We start from the raw sequence: 13498 nt of genomic DNA, 5'->3' as shown, positions 1-13498 counted from the left end.
CGCGCTCGTGCCTCACTGCAGGCCGAACAAGCGCGCGTAGAACTCGCCGAGGCGATCCCCGAACACGAACCAGACCCAGCCCGCTGCAGCGATGAAGGGGCCGAACGGAATCGGCGTGCTGCGATCCTGGCCGCGCAGTGCGAGCACGAGGCCGCCGACCACGGCGCCGACCAGCGCCGACAGCAACACGATCGGCAGCAGGGCGGACGCGCCCATCCAGGCGCCGAGCGCGCCGAGCAGCTTGAAATCACCGTAACCCATGCCTTCCTTGCCTGTCGCTAGCTTGAACAGCCAGTACACGGACCAGAGGCTGAGATAGCCGATCGCCGCGCCGACGATGGCAGCGGACGGCGATACGAACAATGGAACCAACGTGAGCAGCAGACCGAGCCAGAGCAGGGGCAGCGTCAATTGGTCCGGCAGCAACTGCGTGCGCGCATCGATGCCGGCAGCGGCGATCAATATCCAGGTGAAGGCGAGCCCGGCGCCGAGCGGCCAACCGAGACCGAACTTGCACGCGATCGTGGTCGATGCGAGCGCAGTCAGCAGCTCGACCAGCGGGTACTGCCAGGAAATCGATGCCTTGCAGTAGCGACAGCGCCCGCGCAGTGCCAGCCAGCTCAGCAGCGGGATGTTGTCGAACACCGACAGTCGGTGTTTGCATTGCGGACAGTGCGATCCGGTGAAGACGAGGTCGGGCGGCGGCGCTTCGGCGTCGCCCTCGCTCGCGAGCAGTTCGCGCGCCTGCAGACGCCATTCGTGCTCCAGCCGTCTCGGCAGGCGCAGAATGACGACGTTGAGGAAGCTGCCGACCAGCAGGCCGAGCAAGCCGGTCAGCGGAATCAGCAGTGCCGCTTCGTGCAGCCAGTCGAGGTCGATCATCTTGGCAAGGTCAACCGACCACTGCGCCGAGTTTGAAGATCGGTAGATACATGCCGACCACCATGCTGCCGACCATCACGCCGATAACGACCATGATCAGCGGCTCAAGCAAGCTTGAAAGCGCATCGACGGCGTTGTTGACCTCGGTCTCGTAGAATTCGGCGATCTTGAACAGCATCTTGTCGAGAGCGCCGGACTCTTCGCCAATCGCGATCATCTGCACGACCATGTTCGGGAACAGGATTGTCTGGCGCATCGCGAGTTGAAGTTGGTGGCCGATCGCGACATCCTCACGGATGCGCTTGACCGCGTCATTATAGACGACGCTCCCGGTAGCATTGGAAACTGAATCCAAGGCCTCAACCAGTGGCACGCCAGCGCGGAAGGTCACTCCGAGTGTGCGTGCAAAACGGGCAATTGCTGATTGCCGAAGAATCTGCCCAATAATCGGGAGCTTCAACAGGGCACGTCCGATGAAATGCGCGAATTTATCCGAGCGCTTGTACAGCATAATCAGTCCAGCGATCGTGCCGATGGCGATAAGTAGCATCAGCCACCAATACGAAACCATAAATCGGGATAGGCTGATCAGCATTTGCGTAAAAGCCGGAAGGTCTGCGCCGAAGTTCTTGAAGACGCTTTCGAATTGCGGAATCACAAAAATCAGCAGGATCGAGGCAACAATGATCGCCACCGCGAGGACTGCGGTTGGGTAGAACATTGCCTTCTTAATTTTCCCCTTGATGTTCTCAATGTTTTCCTTATAGGTCGCGATCGTGTCGAGCACGGTGTCGAGTACGCCGGCCGACTCGCCGGCGCGAACGAGATTGCGATAAAGCTCGTCGAACTGCACGGGATACTTGCCGAGCGCCTCGTTAAGCGCTGAACCACCCTCGATCTCCGTCTTGATGTCCGTCAGCATGTCCTTCATGCGTGGATTGGCCTGGCCACCGGCGACGATCTCGAAACCCTGGACCATCGGCACCCCCGCGGCCATCATCGTCGCGAGCTGGCGACTGAAGATCGCGATGTCGCGTCCCTTGATCGTTTTGCCGGTCTTGCCGAACAGCGGTTTGGGCTTCGGCTTGACCATCTGTGGGTTGATGCCCTGCTTGCGCAGGTCGGCCTTGACCAGACTCGCGTTCTTACTGATCTGCTCGCCCTTGATTTTGACCCCGCGTTTGTCGAGGCCGACCCAGGTGAAGGTCTGCAGATCGCTGACCTGCGCACGTTGCTTGCCGCGCTGTGCGGTGGCGGCTTTCGTCTTCAGGGCGGTCACGGTGGCCATGTTGTTCCCCTGGGGTTCCTGAAACTACGCCATTCTGGCAAAAATTGAGCTGTTGAGCCGGAGTGCTCAAGTGAGCACTCGCGGAGCGAATGGCCCGAAGAGCGGGCCTCAGATATAGGTTTAATTCACTTTCTTTCGACCGATCGTACGATTACATGCCGCCGAGGCGATTTGAGTCGTAGGCTCGGGCGAGCAGCAGATCAGTCCTTGGTCACGCGATTAATCTCGGCCAAGCTCACGACACCCTGTTTGACTTTTCTTAGGGCCGAGGCGCGCAAATCGCGCACCCCGTCGAGCCGCGCCTGCTCGGCGATTCTCAAAGCATTGCCGCCAGCGAGAATGATCTTCTGGATCTCTTCGTTCATCGGCATCACTTGATAGATGCCCGTGCGTCCTTTATACCCTTCGTTGCAGCTTGAACAGCCGACTGCGTCGAAAATCTGCAGCCCTGCATCGATTTCGGTTTGGGTGAAACCTTCGGCGAGTAGAGCGGCCGCCGGCAACGAGAGCGATTGCTTGCAGTCGTGCAGGCGTCGAGCCAGACGCTGCGCGATGACCAGAGTTACCGACGAAGTAATGTTGTACGGAGCGATGCCCATGTTCATAAGACGCGCGATCGTCTGAGCGGCATCGTTGGTGTGCAAGGTCGACAACACCATGTGCCCGGTTTGCGCAGCCTTGATCGCGATCTCGGCGGTCTCGAGATCACGGATCTCACCGACCATGATCACGTCCGGATCCTGGCGCAGGAATGAGCGCAGCGCGGCGGCGAAGGTCATGCCGCGCTTGGTGTTCTGTTGCACCTGGTTGACGCCAGGCAGGCGTATCTCGACCGGGTCTTCGACGGTCGAGATGTTGCGGCCTTCGGTATTGAGGATGTTCAGCGCGGTATACAGCGACACCGTCTTGCCCGAGCCAGTTGGGCCGGTGACCAGCACCATGCCATAAGGTTTCTGGATCGCGTCGAGAAAAAGCTGCTTCTGGTCGTCTTCGTAGCCGAGCTTCTCGATGCCCATCTTGGCGGCCGAGCCGTCGAGGATACGCAGCACGATCTTCTCGCCGAACAGAGTCGGACAAGTGCTGACGCGGAAGTCGACCGACTTCGTCTTCGACAGATTCAATTTGATGCGGCCGTCCTGCGGTACGCGGCGCTCGGCGATGTCGAGGCCGCTCATGACTTTCAGGCGAGAGGAGATGCGCGCGTTCAACTTTACCGGCGGCGAAGCGACTGAACGCAGCATGCCATCCATGCGGAATCGCACACGGAATGCGGTTTCGTAGGGCTCGAAATGGATGTCCGAGGCGCCGCGCTTGATTGCATCGACCAGTACTTTGTTGACGAACTTCACCACTGGCGCGTCGTCCGCGGCTGTGGCGTCAACGCCGGCTGACTCGTTATCGTCACTCAAAGCGCCGAGGTCGAGGTTTTCGAGCCCTTCGGCATCGTCGAGTCCGGTGATCGTCGGGCCGGTCGCGTTGATGGCTTGTTCGATAGCGCGATCGAGCTGTTGAGCATCGATCAGAATCGGCTCGATTAGATGGTTTGACTGGAACTTGATCTCATCCAACGCACGGAGATTGGTCGGATCGGACACGCCGACGAACAGGCGGTTACCTCGCTTAAACAGCGGCAGCGCCTTGTGTCGAGTGATCAGGTCTTCGCGCACCACCGTCATCGGTAACTGGACCAGGTCCAATGCTTCGATATCGAGCAACGGCATGCCGAACTCGGCAGATGACACCTGCGCGACTTGCTGGCTGGTGGCAAATCCGTTCTCGGTCAGCCAAGCACCCAGCGGGATCTTCTGGCGTGCGGCTTCCTCCGCTGCCTTACGTGCCTCGCTTTCGGCAACGAAACCCTCTGCTACCAGCCGCTTGGCGACACCTGACAGACCCACCAGCGGTGCCGCATTCATCTGCGTCGCCATAAGAATTGCTTGCAAGCCCCGAAGTTGTTCGAATGTAGCTCAATTCAAGTAAGGCGAACATGACCTAAACGACAGATCTCTCTCGAAAAGTTTCGGGAGATTCGGTTGTGAGCGACTGCTCTATTGTTCTAGCTACGAAAAACAAACCCTGCCGAAGCAGGGTTTGTCGAGTGCTGCGAGGCTGGCGAGTTTCAGGTGATACTGAATCGCCTGCCTTGGCGGAGATTAGCGGCAGCCGGAAGGAATATGCTGCGTCTTGGTCAGGCCCGTACAGGTCCAGCGGGAAATCTGTCCGCTGTTGAGGGTCGGCGTGATGGTCATGGTTTGGCCGGACAGCGCGCCGGAGTTGAAGGCGACGGTAATGACGCCGCCAGCCGCGACAGCTGCACCGCCGGCCGGGAAATACTTGCCCGCGAGCGCGGTGGCTTCCGCGATCGTCTCCGCAGCAGGAGCGATGGCGTTGGTTTCGGAATACTCGACGGCGATGTCCGCCTGCAGGCCGCCCGTGGCCGACAGCGACTCCGTCGCCTGGGCGCGTGCAACATAGTCCTGATATGCCGGCAGTGCGATGGCAGCCAGGATCGCGATGATTGCAACTACGATCATCAGTTCGATCAGCGTGAAGCCTTTTTGGATCTTCTTCGTATTCATGACGTTTCCTCGTGGAATAGGTGAGTCGGACTGCCGTGAGCCGCCAACCTTGCAAGGCGGGCCCGCTTCCGCGATCGCCCGGTACTGGATCGGCGGCTCGCGTCCCTCACGCAGCAGCAAGCGTGCCAAGCCACTCTGATCGCGGTGAGCGGCACAGTTCACGGTGTGAACGTAATGTGATGAGACCTGCGTCTCGAAGCGCAGCAAGGCTTTGACCAGGGAGTCGCGAAAACTGTCAGGGAGTGACAATGGGTGCGAGGTTTGCCTTCTGTCTGTCTATCGCGGAGGAGGGCAGTAGCAGGCTGAGCCCCCACTGGGCCTAAGATCGAGTGAAGCGGTCAGCGTCGTCTCAGTTCGTCCGCGGATCTCCCGGCCTACTCGATACCCAGCTTCTCAAGCCGATACCGCAACTGCCGCAACGTCAATCCGAGCTGCCGCGCAGCAGCCGTGCGATTCCAGCGCGTCGCCTCAAGCGCCTTCATGATCGCAGCGCGCTCGGTTTCGGCGACGGCGGCGGCGAGGTCGCTGGGCAGGCCGCGCGTGGGATCGTCGTCGTCCTGGGCGAAGGCAGGCGCCGACGGCGCGGAGCGGGATTCCGGAATCGGTGTCGCATAGGCCGACGGCGCCGACGGCGTCGGCGTGTTCGCCCACGTGGCCGCGGCCTCGCCGGCGCTGCGTTCGCGCGGCTGCAGGCGCAGGTCGTCGATGTCGATGCGCTGGTTCTCGCACAGGGCGACGGCGCGTTCGAGGATGTTCTCCAGCTCGCGCACGTTGCCGGGGAAGTCGTAGCCGAGCAGGGTCTGCAGGGCATCCGGCGACAGGCGTGCGGGTTCGCCGCTGCCGTCGCGCGCGAGGCGCTCGAGCACGCGCCCGGCGAGTTGCGGGATGTCCTCGCGGCGTTCGCGCAGGGGCGGCACGCGCAGTTCGATCACGTTGATGCGGTAGAACAAGTCCTGCCGGAACGAGCCGAGCTCGACCAGGCGCGCGAGGTTCTTGTGCGTGGCCGAAAGAATGCGCACGTCGACGCCGATCTCGGCGCGCGCGCCGATCGGGCGCACGGCTTTCTCCTGGATCACGCGCAGCAACTTCACCTGCATGTGCATCGGCAGTTCGGCGACCTCGTCGAGGAACAGCGTGCCGCCCTGGGCGGCGTGGAACAGGCCGTCCTTGTCGACGTGCGCGCCGGTGAAGCTGCCCTTCTTGTGGCCGAAGAACTCGCTCTCCATCAGCTCGGACGGAATCGCGCCGCAGTTGACCGGCACGAACGGCGCGCTCGCGCGCGGCCCGAGTTCGTGGATCAGGCGCGCGACCAGCTCCTTGCCGGTGCCCGATTCGCCGGCGATGTAGACCGGCGCCTGGCTGCGTGCGACCTTGGCGATGGTCGCGCGCAGCTGGTTCATGCTGGCCGAGTCGCCGATCAGCTTCGAGCTGCTGGCGGCCTGCTCGTTGCGCTTGCTCTCCGACAGCTTCAGCGCGGTCTGCACCAGGCGGCGCAGCACGTTGATGTCGACCGGCTTGGAGACGAAGTCGAACGCGCCGGCCTTGAGCGCGTCGACGGCGGCGTCGACGTTGCCGTAGGCGGTGATCATCGCGACCGGCGTTTCCGGATACTGCGCCGCGATCACGGCGATGATTTCCTGGCCGGAACCGTCCGGCAGGCGCATGTCGGTGAAGCACAGCGCGTAGCGGCGCTCGGCGAGGCGTTGACGCGCTTCGGATACCGTCGCGGCGGTGTCGACGATCAGATCCATGCGGCCCAGAGTCAGCGTCAGCAGTTCGCGGATGTCGCGTTCGTCGTCGATGACCAGGGCGTAGTGCTTGCTCATGCCGTCGGTTCGAGGCTCAGGGGTGCCTGCAAGCGTAGAGCGTGAAGCGCGTCAAGGCAAAGAATTGTGAACCACGATACCGGCGACAGGCGGGCCGGGCGGCATCTTTCAGCCGGCGATTCGCGTCGCCAGCAGCGAGCCGGCCGGCATCAGCGTGATGCGGAAGCAGGCGCCGCCGCCGGCGATGGGCACGTATTCGAGCGCGGCCTGGCTCGCTTCGGCCATCTGCTTGGCCAGGTACAGGCCGAGGCCGGTGCCGTACTCGTGGGTGGTGTAGAACGGCTCGAAGATGCGCGCGGCGACCTTCGGCGGGATGCCGGGGCCGCGGTCGACGATCTCGATCAGCGGCGGCCCCTTGTCGGCGGCGACCCGCGCGACCACGGTCACGCGCGCCGGCTCGTTCGGGTGGCGGCCGTAGCGCAGCGCGTTCTGCACCAGGTTCCAGGCGACCTGCTGCAGATGCTGCGGATCGACCAGGGCTTCGAGGCGGCGGTTCTGGGTGACCGCGCGCAGATGGTCGCCGCCGAGGTCGTTGGACTGCTTGTAGTCCTCCACGAAGGCGAGCACCCAGGCGTTGAGGTCGATGCTTTCGGGGCGCGAACGTTCGCGCCGCGACAGCTGCAGGATGTTCTCGACCACGTCGTTCGCGCGCGTGCAATGGTTGTTGACGATCTCGACCAGGCGCTTGTCCTCGGCGGTCAGCTTCGGCGACTCGGCCAGCAACTGCGCGGAATAGCGGATGGCGGCGAGCGGATTGCGGATCTCGTGCGCGATCGAGGCGGACAGGCGTCCGAGCGAGGACAGCGTCAGTTCCTCGGCGCGGCGCGACAGCAGCGAGGTGTCGTCGAGAAAGATCAGCACGTTGGTGTCGTCGTTCGGCGTCAGGCGCGTGAAGCGCGGGATCACCTCGGGCATGTCCGGCGCCAGCGCCACCGCGGTCTGCTCGGCCTTGCCCGAGTGGCGCCAGTGATACAGGCGGCGCGACAGCTCCGGCGCGACGCTGCCGAGTTCGCGCTGGTTCGGCGGCGGATTGCCGATCAGGTGCCAGGCCGATTCGTTGATGCGCAGGATCGCGTTGGCCGCGTCGACCAGCAGCACGCCGGTCTTCATGCGCTGGATGATCAGCTCGTTGACTTGCTCGAGGTTGAGCAGGTCGACGCCGCGCTTCTCCGCCAACGCCTCGGTCGCGCGCATGTGCAGGCCGACGTGGCGCATCAACAGGGCGACCAGGAAGTACGCGGCCGCGATCGCCGTGGTCTCGAAAGGAGAGCGCGTGAACGCCGGATCGACGAAGCGGCCGTAGACGTAGGGAACGATCAGGCCGAGCGCCGCGATCGTCGCGAACAGGAACGCGCGCCGCGGCAGCAGCAGCGAGGCGATGCCGACGTTGACCAGCACCATCAGCGATATCGTCTCGTAGCCGCTGGTGGAGACCAGCACCAGCGAAGCGGCCAGGATGTCGACGAACAGCGCCGCGCTGATGCCGTTGGCGAGCCGGGCGCGCAGGCGGTCGGTGCCGAACAGCAGGGCGAGGGAAACGATCAGGTAGACGCCGGCGACGACCTGGCCGAGCAGCGGGCGCGTGACCTTGACCCACTCCACCGCGTACGGGCTGTACACCAGCGCGACGTAGACCACCGCCTCGAGGCAGCGGTACAGATTGAAGAAATACAGTTCACGCCGGGTGATGTCGCCCGGTGAGTCGGCGTGGCTGCGCGCGCGGCGGTCGGTCCCCATTCGACCAAAGTATAACGAGTGCGTCGTGACGAACCGAGAGCGCGGCCGCAACCTTCGTGTCTTTTGATTTCACGCCGACGTTCCCCGAGAATAGGCACCCGTTTCGCGGCCGGCCTCTGCCGGCCGCTCTCCGGATTGCGCTCCGCGGCGCGTTGTCGGCGCCGTTCCCGCGCGTCCCACTCTCAAGGTGTCCAGATGAACTTCCACGAATACCAAGCCAAGGAATTGTTCGCCAGCTACGGCATCGCAGTGCCGCCCGGCAAGGTCGCGGCGACGCCGGACGAGGCCGTCGAGGCGGCCCGCTCGCTCGGCGGCGAGCAGTGGATGGTGAAGGCGCAGATCCACGCCGGCGGCCGCGGCAAGGCCGGCGGCGTCAAGTTCTGCAAGTCGCTCGACGACGTCAAGGCGGCCGCGGCCGGCATGCTCGGCAAGAAGATGGAAACCTACCAGTCCGGCGGCCGCGCGCTGCCGGTGAACCTGGTGCTGGTCACCGACGCCAGCGACATCGTCAAGGAGCTGTACCTGTCGATCCTGGTCGATCGCGGCACCAAGTCGGTCTCGTTCATCGCCTCGGCGCAGGGCGGCGTCGATATCGAGCAGGTCGCGCGCGACACGCCGGAAGACATCCACACGCTCGAGATCAACTTCGTCGAGGGCCTGCAGCCGTACCAGTGCCGCAAGCTCGCCTTCGACATGGGCCTGAACGCCAAGCAGGCCAACCAGCTGACCAAGATCATGCTCGGCCTGTACAAGCTGTTCAACGAGCAGGATCTCGCCCTGGTCGAGCTCAATCCGCTGGCGATCGTCAGCAGCGGCGATCTGATGGCGCTGGACGGCAAGGTCAATTCCGACGACAACGCCGAGTTCCGCCATCCCAAGCTGGTCGCGATGCGCGACGAGTCGCAGGAAGACCCGGCCGAAGCGGCCGCGGTCAAGAACAACCTCAACTACGTCACGATGGACGGCAACATCGGCTGCATGGTCAACGGCGCCGGCCTCGCGATGGCGACGATGGACGTGATCAAGCTCGCCGGCGGCGAGCCGGCGAACTTCCTCGACGTCGGCGGCGGCGCGACCAAGGAGCGCGTGACGGAGGCGTTCAAGCTCATCCTTTCGTCGGACAAGGTGCGCGCGATCCTGGTCAACATCTTCGGTGGCATCGTGCGCTGCGACCTCATCGCCGAAGGCATCATCGCGGCGGTGAAGGAAGTCGGCCTGACCATTCCGGTCATCGTGCGCCTGCAGGGCACCAATGTGGAGAAGGGGCGCGAGCTGCTCGCGAACTCCGGGCTGGCGATCACGCCGGCCGACGACTTGAACGATGCGGCGCAGAAGGCGGTCGCGTCGGTGAAGGCCGCTTGAGAGATCGCGCCTAGAGCACCCTCTTCCGGCCCTCCGGGCCACCTTCCCCCGCGAGCGAGGGAAGGGAAATCAAAGGAATCACCATGAGCGTTTTGGTCAACAAGAACACCAAGGTCATCACCCAGGGCTTCACCGGCCAGCAGGGCACCTTCCACTCCGAGCAGGCGCTGGAATACGGCACCAAGCTGGTCGGCGGCGTGACGCCGGGCAAGGGCGGCACCGAGCACATCGGCCTGCCGGTCTACAACACCGTGCTTGACGCGGTGAACGACACCGGCGCCGACGCGTCGATGATCTTCGTGCCGCCGCCGTTCGCGGCCGACGCGATCCTCGAAGCCGCCGACGCCGGCGTGAAGGTGATCGTGACGATCACCGAAGGCATCCCGGTGCTCGACATGCTGCGCGTGAAGAACGTGCTGAAGAGCTATCCGGACACCGTGCTGATCGGTCCGAACTGCCCCGGCATCATCACGCCGGGCGAGTGCAAGATCGGCATCATGCCTGGCCACATCCACAAGCCGGGCAAGGTCGGCATCGTCTCGCGCTCCGGTACGCTGACCTACGAAGCGGTCTTCCAGACCACCAATGTCGGTCTCGGCCAGTCGACCTGCATCGGCATCGGCGGCGATCCGATCAACGGCCTCAATTTCATCGACTGCCTGAAGCTGTTCCAGGACGATCCGCAGACCGAAGGCATCATCATGGTCGGCGAGATCGGCGGCAGCGCCGAAGAGGAAGCGGCCGAGTTCATCGAGGAATACGTCAAGAAGCCGGTGGTCGCCTTCATCGCCGGCGCCAGCGCGCCCGCGGGCAAGCGCATGGGCCACGCCGGCGCGATCATCTCCGGCGGCAAGGGCACGGCGGCGGCGAAGTTCGCCGCGCTGGAGAAGGCCGGCGTGACGACGGTGAAGTCGCCGGCCGATCTCGGCAAGACCCTCGCGGCGAAGATGGGCAAGTAATCGTTCGCCACGCGTTCGAACGAAAGGCCGCAGAGCGATCCGCGGCCTTTTTGTTTGCGCTCTTTCCCGGAGTCGCGCGGCGTAACGGCGAGAAACCTCGGGCACGCGCAGCGGTATCATGCCGGCCCCACCGCTCGCCCGACGCGTCCGCATGGCTTCGCTCCGCATCGCCCTCGCCCAGTTCGATTTCCCGGTCGGCGCCGTCGCGCGCAACGAAGCGCGCATCGCGGCGCTGATCGCCGAGGCGCGCGACGTGCACCGCGCCGACGTCGTGCTGTTTCCGGAGCTGGCGCTCAGCGGCTATCCGCCCGAAGACCTGCTGCTGCGGCCGAGCTTCCTCGCCGAGTGCGAAGCCGCGCTCGCGCGCATCGCATCGCATGCGCAAGGCATCGTCGCCGTGGTCGGCTGGCCGGAGTCCGACGGCGCGGTCGCGTTCAACGCGGCCAGCGTGCTGCGCGACGGCGCGGTCGCCGCGACGTATCGCAAGCGCGAGCTGCCGAACTACGCGGTGTTCGACGAGCGCCGCTACTTCGAAATCGATCCCGACGGCGGCGCCTGCGTGTTCGACGTCAAGGGCGTGCCGGTCGGCCTGGTGATCTGCGAGGATCTCTGGTTCGCCGAGCCCCTGGCCGACACCGTGCGCGCCGGCGCCGAGCTGGTGCTGGTGCCGAACGCCTCGCCGTTCGAGCGCGACAAGCATGCGCAGCGCGACGCCTTGCTGGAGGCGCGCGTGCATGAAACCGACGTCGCGCTGGCCTATCTCAACGTGGTCGGCGGGCAGGACGCGCTGGTCTTCGACGGCGCCTCGGTGCTCGCCGACGGCGACGGCTTCATCCATCCCGCCGCGCGGGCGTTCGAGGACCACTGGCTGGTCGCCGACTACGACCCGGCGACGCGAAAGTTCGCGCCGGCTAGCTGGCCGGTCGAGGCCGACGAAAGCCGCGAAGCGCTGGCGTGGCGCGCGATCGTGCGCGGCACGCGCGACTACTGCGCGAAGAACGGGTTCGGCAAGGTGTGGATCGGCCTCTCCGGCGGCATCGACTCGGCCCTGGTGCTGGCGCTCGCGGTCGACGCGCTCGGCGCGCGGAACGTGACCGGCGTGCGCCTGCCGTCGCGCTACACCTCGGGGCTCAGCAACGATCTGGCCGAGCAGCAGGCACGCGCGCTCGGCGTGGAGATGCTGACGGTACCGATCGAGGCGCCGTTCAAGGGCTTCGTCGAGGCGCTGGCGCCGGCGTTCGCGGATCGCGCGGTCGACGCGACCGAGGAAAACCTGCAGTCACGCTGCCGCGGCGCGATTCTGATGGCGCTGTCGAACAAGTTCGGCGGCCTGGTGCTGACCACCGGCAACAAGAGCGAGTATGCGGTCGGCTACGCGACGATCTACGGCGACATGTGCGGCGGTTACGCGCCGATCAAGGACCTGTACAAGACCGAGGTCTACGCGCTCGCACACTGGCGCAACGCGGCGGCGGACGCGCCGGTCATTCCGGTCGAAGTGATCGAGCGCGCGCCGTCGGCGGAACTGCGCGACAACCAGACCGACCAGGACTCGCTGCCGCCCTACGACGTGCTCGACGCGGTGCTGTACCGCTACGTCGACCAGGAGCAGTCGCGCGAGGACATCGTGCGCGAGGGCTTCGACGCCGCGATGGTCGACCGCGTGCTGCACCTGGTGCGCATCAGCGAATGGAAGCGGCACCAGGCGGCGCCGGGGCCGAAAGTCTCGCGTCGCGCGTTCGGGCGCGAGCGGCGTTATCCAATCACATCAGGCTGGCGCTAGGTTTCGCCGAAGAGCGAGGCGCTGCGTACGAAAACAGCCCCTCACGGCACCTGTTTTCCCCTCTCCCGCTTGCGGGAGAGGGCAGGCGGAATGCTGCGCTCCGGATTCCTTCACTCGTGCTTGCGGCGCGATCTCCCGCAAGCGGGAGAGGCAGGAGCACGATGCCTCAACTGCGATTCATCAGCGGAATGAACTTCCACCAGTTCGAGCGATAGCGCGGCCAGTCGCCGCGCAGGAACGGGTGATCCGGGTAGTTCAGCTTGAGCACGTTCTCGGCGTCGGTGGCGAGCTTGTCCTGGCCGAGCTTGCGGTAGCTTTCGACCATCACCGCCAGCGCGTCGCCGGCCTGCGGCGTCTGCGGGTAGGTCTCGATGATCGTCTTGGCGCGGTTGGCCGCGGCGACGTAGGCGTTGCGCTTGAGGTAGAACAGCGCGATGTGCAGGTCCGCCTGCGCCATCTCGTTGCGCAGGTAGATCATGCGCTGGCGGCTGTCGCCGGCGTAGCGGCTCTGCGGATAGCGGCTGATCAGCGAGCTGAAATCGTCGAACGACTGGCGCTGGAAGGCCTGGTCGCGCCGGGTCATGTCCTGCCCGACGTAGCGCTCCAGGAAGCCGGCCGAGCGGTTGAAGTTGATCAGGCCGCGCAGGTAGTACGCGTAGTCGATGTGCTTGTGCGTCGGGTAGGTCTTGATGAAGCGGTTGACCGACGAGTACGCGTCGTCGGGCTTGTTCGCCTTGTACTGCACGTAGCCGAGGTTGAGCTGCGACTGCTCGGTGTACGGCCCGAACGGAAAGCGCGAGATCAGGCGCTGGTAGACCCGCTCGGCGCCGTCGTAGTTGCCGCCTTCGAGCAGCTCGGTCGCGTTCTGGTAGACCTGTTCGACCGGCTTGGTGTCGGCCTCGTCGCCCTTCTTCTTGCCGCGGTTGAACAGCGAGCAGCCGGCCAGTACGGCGAGCAGCACGATCAGCGCGAGGCGCAGGACGAAACGGAAATCTCGGGAAACTCGCATGCGGGCGGCAGGCTCTGCGATGATGGGAAGGAGGACGGAACGGTCACGGCCCGCGACGCGCGGCCTTGCGGCC

General features: G+C 64.7%; 10 protein-coding genes. 3 read left to right on the top strand and 7 right to left on the bottom strand.

Annotated features, from left to right (window positions below):
* Positions 1–12 precede the first annotated feature (12 nt).
* The 6 genes from J7520_RS19245 to J7520_RS19220 form a co-directional block, all read right to left on the bottom strand.
* Positions 13–882, bottom strand: coding sequence for an A24 family peptidase (locus tag J7520_RS19245; protein ID WP_291192013.1), 870 nt, complete (start codon positions 880–882; stop codon positions 13–15).
* 10 nt (positions 883–892) lie between these two features.
* Entirely contained in the window at positions 893–2170 is a 1278-nt protein-coding gene (locus tag J7520_RS19240; protein WP_291192011.1) for a type II secretion system F family protein, read from the bottom strand.
* A gap of 200 nt (positions 2171–2370) precedes the next feature.
* Positions 2371–4086, bottom strand: a complete 1716-nt coding sequence (gene pilB / locus J7520_RS19235; RefSeq protein ID WP_291192269.1) for a type IV-A pilus assembly ATPase PilB — start codon at positions 4084–4086, stop codon at positions 2371–2373.
* 237 nt (positions 4087–4323) lie between these two features.
* Positions 4324–4749: a pilin gene (locus J7520_RS19230; protein ID WP_291192009.1), complete on the bottom strand. Its 426-nt coding sequence runs from the start codon at positions 4747–4749 to the stop codon at positions 4324–4326.
* Positions 4750–5123: 374 nt separating this feature from the next.
* Positions 5124–6575, bottom strand: a complete 1452-nt coding sequence (locus tag J7520_RS19225; RefSeq protein ID WP_291192007.1) for a sigma-54 dependent transcriptional regulator — start codon at positions 6573–6575, stop codon at positions 5124–5126.
* A 108-nt stretch (positions 6576–6683) separates the two neighbouring features.
* A complete protein-coding gene (locus J7520_RS19220) occupies positions 6684–8312 on the bottom strand; it encodes an ATP-binding protein (RefSeq protein ID WP_291192005.1) in 1629 nt (542 codons plus the stop codon).
* Positions 8313–8507: 195 nt separating this feature from the next.
* On the opposite strand from J7520_RS19220, the gene sucC reads away from it, so the two are divergent.
* The 3 genes from sucC to J7520_RS19205 all read left to right on the top strand — a co-directional run bounded on the left by sucC (position 8508) and on the right by J7520_RS19205 (position 12416).
* Positions 8508–9674: an ADP-forming succinate--CoA ligase subunit beta gene (gene sucC / locus J7520_RS19215; protein ID WP_291192003.1), complete on the top strand. Its 1167-nt coding sequence runs from the start codon at positions 8508–8510 to the stop codon at positions 9672–9674.
* An 83-nt stretch (positions 9675–9757) separates the two neighbouring features.
* A complete protein-coding gene (gene sucD, locus J7520_RS19210; protein WP_291192001.1) occupies positions 9758–10633 on the top strand; it encodes a succinate--CoA ligase subunit alpha in 876 nt (291 codons plus the stop codon).
* 151 nt (positions 10634–10784) lie between these two features.
* Positions 10785–12416 (top strand): NAD+ synthase, encoded by a 1632-nt coding sequence (locus tag J7520_RS19205; protein WP_291191999.1) that lies wholly within the window; start codon positions 10785–10787, stop codon positions 12414–12416.
* 166 nt (positions 12417–12582) lie between these two features.
* Here J7520_RS19205 and J7520_RS19200 read toward each other — a convergent pair whose 3' ends face one another.
* Entirely contained in the window at positions 12583–13425 is an 843-nt protein-coding gene (locus J7520_RS19200; protein WP_291191997.1) for an outer membrane protein assembly factor BamD, read from the bottom strand.
* Positions 13426–13498 lie beyond the last annotated feature (73 nt).

The organism is Dokdonella sp. (assembly GCF_017744955.1).
GTDB lineage: Bacteria > Pseudomonadota > Gammaproteobacteria > Xanthomonadales > Rhodanobacteraceae > Dokdonella_A.
Note: the sequence above shows the minus strand (reverse complement) of the source record. Positions and strands in the feature narration are given on the sequence as shown.

What these genes read in the sequence shown, in the direction of transcription:
- sucC (WP_291192003.1), top strand. Translation starts at nt 8,508, where the DNA reads ATGAACTTCCACGAATACCAAGCCAAGGAATTGTTCGCCAGCTACGGC.
- J7520_RS19205 (WP_291191999.1), top strand. Translation starts at nt 10,785, where the DNA reads ATGGCTTCGCTCCGCATCGCCCTCGCCCAGTTCGATTTCCCGGTCGGC.
- J7520_RS19200 (WP_291191997.1), bottom strand. Translation starts at nt 13,425, where the DNA reads ATGCGAGTTTCCCGAGATTTCCGTTTCGTCCTGCGCCTCGCGCTGATC.
- J7520_RS19240 (WP_291192011.1), bottom strand. Translation starts at nt 2,170, where the DNA reads ATGGCCACCGTGACCGCCCTGAAGACGAAAGCCGCCACCGCACAGCGC.
- J7520_RS19225 (WP_291192007.1), bottom strand. Translation starts at nt 6,575, where the DNA reads ATGAGCAAGCACTACGCCCTGGTCATCGACGACGAACGCGACATCCGC.
- sucD (WP_291192001.1), top strand. Translation starts at nt 9,758, where the DNA reads ATGAGCGTTTTGGTCAACAAGAACACCAAGGTCATCACCCAGGGCTTC.
- J7520_RS19230 (WP_291192009.1), bottom strand. Translation starts at nt 4,749, where the DNA reads ATGAATACGAAGAAGATCCAAAAAGGCTTCACGCTGATCGAACTGATG.
- J7520_RS19245 (WP_291192013.1), bottom strand. Translation starts at nt 882, where the DNA reads ATGATCGACCTCGACTGGCTGCACGAAGCGGCACTGCTGATTCCGCTG.
- J7520_RS19220 (WP_291192005.1), bottom strand. Translation starts at nt 8,312, where the DNA reads ATGGGGACCGACCGCCGCGCGCGCAGCCACGCCGACTCACCGGGCGAC.
- pilB (WP_291192269.1), bottom strand. Translation starts at nt 4,086, where the DNA reads ATGAATGCGGCACCGCTGGTGGGTCTGTCAGGTGTCGCCAAGCGGCTG.